2 protein-coding genes are annotated in these 3,780 nt (G+C 59.7%); both read left to right on the top strand.

From position 1 onward, the window contains the following. Nucleotides 1-510: 510 nt before the first annotated feature. Nucleotides 511-1,662 carry a macrolide transporter subunit MacA gene (gene macA, locus AOA62_RS15760; protein WP_017134518.1) on the top strand — a complete coding sequence of 384 codons (1,152 nt, stop codon included), beginning with the start codon at nt 511-513 and terminating at the stop codon, nt 1,660-1,662. A gap of 3 nt (nt 1,663-1,665) precedes the next feature. After that, complete coding sequence (locus tag AOA62_RS15755; RefSeq protein WP_099549111.1) at nt 1,666-3,624, top strand: MacB family efflux pump subunit; 1,959 nt, start codon at nt 1,666-1,668, stop codon at nt 3,622-3,624. The last annotated feature ends 156 nt before the right edge of the window (nt 3,625-3,780 follow it).

The raw sequence follows: 3,780 nt of genomic DNA, 5'->3' as shown, positions 1-3,780 counted from the left end.
GGGGGGAATGCCGGGTACATATCCGTTGTTTTTGTGATGGCGACTTAGGGTTCCGCTCTTACAGCGGGTCACTTTTGGCAAACGCCCCAAAAGTAACCAAAAGGTCTGTGCCCCACCACTCGGTGCCTCGCCTAGGCTCGGCATGCCCGCACTCCGGCTTGAATCCGTGGGCCGCCGCGATGGGCCATCCTTGGCCCAGCGCGGCTAACCCGGCGTCCTGCCGGGTTACCCACGGATTCAAGCCTGCGTTCGGCCATCGTGGTTAACGGGGCGCCTCAGATCAAGATCAAAAGCAGAGCACGGCGGCCTAGTAGCCGACCTGAGTGGTTAGATCAAAAGCGAAAAGCGGAGTTGCATATACCTGGGATCTGCTTTTCTGTGGGAGCTGGCTTGCCTGCGATGCAGACACCTCGGTACATCAGGCACACCGAGTTGATGCTATCGCAGGCAAGCCAGCTCCCACACTGGACCGTGCCGTTTTAGGCCCTCTTCATCTTTTTATGGTCATTTATGGAAAAGTCAAAGTTTCGCAAAATTGGAATGCTCGCGGTGTTGGCTGTTGCCATTGGCCTGGTGGTGTACACGGTGCAGGCTCCTGCCGATGCGCCGCAGTACCTCACTGCCACGGCTGAACGCGGTGATATTGAGAATGCGGTGTTGGCCACCGGTTTGCTTGAGGGCATCAAGCAGGTCGATGTTGGCGCGCAGGTGTCGGGGCAGTTGAAGTCGCTCAAGGTCAAGGTCGGCGACAAGGTGAAGAAGGGCCAGTGGCTGGCCGAAATCGACCCGCTGATCCTGCAGAACACCTTGCGCAAGGCCCAGGTGGATGAGGAAAACCTGCAGGCCCAGCGCCGCGCCACGGCGGCGCAGCTCAAGCAGGCCAAGTCGGTGTATGAGCGCTACAAGGGCTTGCAGGTGGATGAGTCGGTATCGCGTCAGGATTTTGAAGATGCCGAGTCCACTTTCCAGGTGCAACAGGCCAACCTGTTGTCGCTGGATGCGCAGATCAAAAGCGCGCATATCCAGATCGATACCGCCAAGGTCAATCTGGCGTACACGCGCATCGTCGCGCCCATTGACGGCGATGTAGTCGGCATCGTCACGCAGGAAGGCCAGACCGTGATCGCCAACCAGTTGGCGCCGGTGCTGCTCAAGCTGGCCGACCTGGACACCATGACCGTCAAGGCCCAGGTGTCGGAGGCCGATGTGATCCATATCAGCCCCGGCCAGCAGGTGTATTTCACCATCCTGGGTGAAGCCGACAAGCGCTACTACGCCAAGCTGCGTGGCACGGAGCCGGCGCCGCAGAACTTCCTCGAAACCCAGACCGCCGGTACGCCCAAGCAGAACACCGCGGTGTTTTACAACGCGCTGTTCGACGTGCCTAACCCGGACCATCGTCTGCGCATCGCCATGACCGCCCAGGTGCGTATTGTGCTCGACACTGCCCAGGCGGCCTTGATAGTGCCGGTGGCGGCGCTTGGTGCGCGCAATAACGACGGCACTTACCCGTTACGGGTGCTGGACGCCAAGGGCAAGGCGCTGTCGCGGGATGTGAAGACCGGCATCAATAACAACGTCAAGGTGCAGATCCTGGAGGGCCTGGCCGAGGGCGACAAAGTCGTGATCGGCGACGCCAGCCCAGCTGTGGCGGGGAACTGAGCCATGACCCAACCCCTGTTGGAGCTCAAGGGCATTACCCGCAGTTTCATGGCCGGCGAGCGCGAGTTCATCGCACTCAAGGGCATCGACCTGACGATTCATGCCGGCGAAATGGTCGCGATCATCGGTGCCTCGGGTTCCGGCAAATCCACCTTGATGAATATCCTCGGCGGCCTGGACTACGCCACCGCCGGCAGCTACAAGATCAACGGCATTGAGACCCGCTCGCTGGGCGATGAACAGTTGGCGGAACTGCGCCGGGATTACTTCGGGTTTATCTTCCAGCGCTACCATTTGCTCGCGCACTTGAGCGCCTTGCATAACGTGGAAATGCCGGCGATCTACGCCGGTACGCCCGAGAGCCAACGGCACAGCCGCGCGCGCGACCTGCTTACGCGCCTTGGCCTGGCGGGGCACACCACCCACCGCCCGAGCCAGCTCTCCGGTGGCCAGCAACAGCGCGTAAGTATCGCCCGGGCCTTGATGAATGGCGGTGAGGTGATCCTCGCCGACGAGCCCACCGGCGCCCTCGACACCCACAGCGGCAAGGAGGTGATGCGCATCCTCGCCGAGCTGCACGCGGCCGGGCACACGGTGATTATCGTCACCCACGACCCCAAGGTGGCGGCGAACGCCCAGCGGATTGTCGAGGTGTGCGATGGTGAAATAGTCAGCGACAAGTCCAATGACAGTGTGGGGCTGGAGTTGCCCAGCGAAGCGCCGATTGAGCCCAAGCGCAGCGGCGCTCGGCGCCTGGTGGCGAGCCTGGGGTTGTTCAAGGAGGCCTTCAATATGGCCTGGGTCGCGCTGATTTCCCATCGCATGCGTACCTTGCTGACCATGCTGGGTATTGTCATCGGCATTACCTCGGTGGTGTCGATTTCAGCGATCGGCGAGGGGGCCAAGCGTTATGTGCTCAAGGACATCCAGGCGATTGGCAGCAACACCATCGATATCTTTTCCGGCACCAGTTTCGGCGACAGTCGTGCGTCGGCCATCGAGACGTTGATGCCGTCGGATGTGGATGCGTTGAATCAACTGTATTACGTCGACAGCGCCACGCCGGTGGTAGGGCGCAACCTGTTGCTGCGCTTTGGCAATATCGACCTGGATGCGCAGGTGAATGGCGTCAGTGATCGGTATTTCAAAGTGAAAGGGCTCAAGCTCGAAGCCGGGATTGCCTTCAGTGAAAGTGATGCGCGGCGTCAGGCGCAGGTGGTGGTGATTGACCACAACACTCGGCATCGCCTGTTCGGGCCGAACGTGGACCCACTGGGGCAGGTGATTTTGGTTGGGAACCTGCCGTGTACGGTGATCGGGGTGACGGCTGACAATAAAAACATGTTCGCTGCCAGTAAGGCGTTGAACGTGTGGGTACCTTATGAAACGGCGGCGGGGCGGCTGTTGGGGCAGCGGCATCTGGACAGCATTACCGTGCGTATCAAGGATGGGCAGCCGAGCAAGGTGGTGGAAGACAACGTTAACAAGCTGATGCTGCAGCGGCATGGGACCAAGGATTTTTTCACCAATAACCTTGATAGCATCATGCAGACGGTGCAGAAAACCAGCCGCTCCCTGGCGCTGCTGTTGTCGCTGATTGCGGTGATTTCGTTGTTGGTGGGGGGGATTGGGGTGATGAATATCATGCTGGTGTCGGTGACTGAGCGCACCCGTGAGATTGGGATTCGCATGGCGGTGGGGGCGCGGCAGTCGGATATTCGCCAGCAGTTTCTGGTGGAGGCGGTGATGGTGTGTTTGATCGGCGGGGGTTTTGGGATTTCGTTGTCTTACGCCATTGGGTATCTGTTTTCGCTGTTTGTGAAGGAGTGGGAGATGGTGTTTTCCGTGGGGTCGATTGTGACGGCGTTTGCGTGTTCGACGTTGATCGGGATTGTGTTTGGTTTTGTGCCGGCACGGAATGCGGCGCGGTTGGACCCGATTGAGGCACTGGCGCGGGATTGATTTTTGTTGGTAGTGTTTGATGGGGGTGGGGGGTGGTTTGCTGGTGTACATATCCGTTGCTGCGGTAACGGCTGAGTAGGGTTCCGCTCTTACAGCGGGTCACTTTTGGCAAACGCCCGGAATGCCGGCCCAGCCAAAAGTAACCAAAAGGTCTTC

The organism is Pseudomonas sp. 2995-3 (genome assembly GCF_002742565.1).
Taxonomy (GTDB): domain Bacteria; phylum Pseudomonadota; class Gammaproteobacteria; order Pseudomonadales; family Pseudomonadaceae; genus Aquipseudomonas; species Aquipseudomonas edaphica.
This window is presented reverse-complemented; position numbering and strand designations above follow the sequence as displayed.

What these genes read in the sequence shown, in the direction of transcription:
- macA (WP_017134518.1), top strand. Translation starts at nt 511, where the DNA reads ATGGAAAAGTCAAAGTTTCGCAAAATTGGAATGCTCGCGGTGTTGGCT.
- AOA62_RS15755 (WP_099549111.1), top strand. Translation starts at nt 1,666, where the DNA reads ATGACCCAACCCCTGTTGGAGCTCAAGGGCATTACCCGCAGTTTCATG.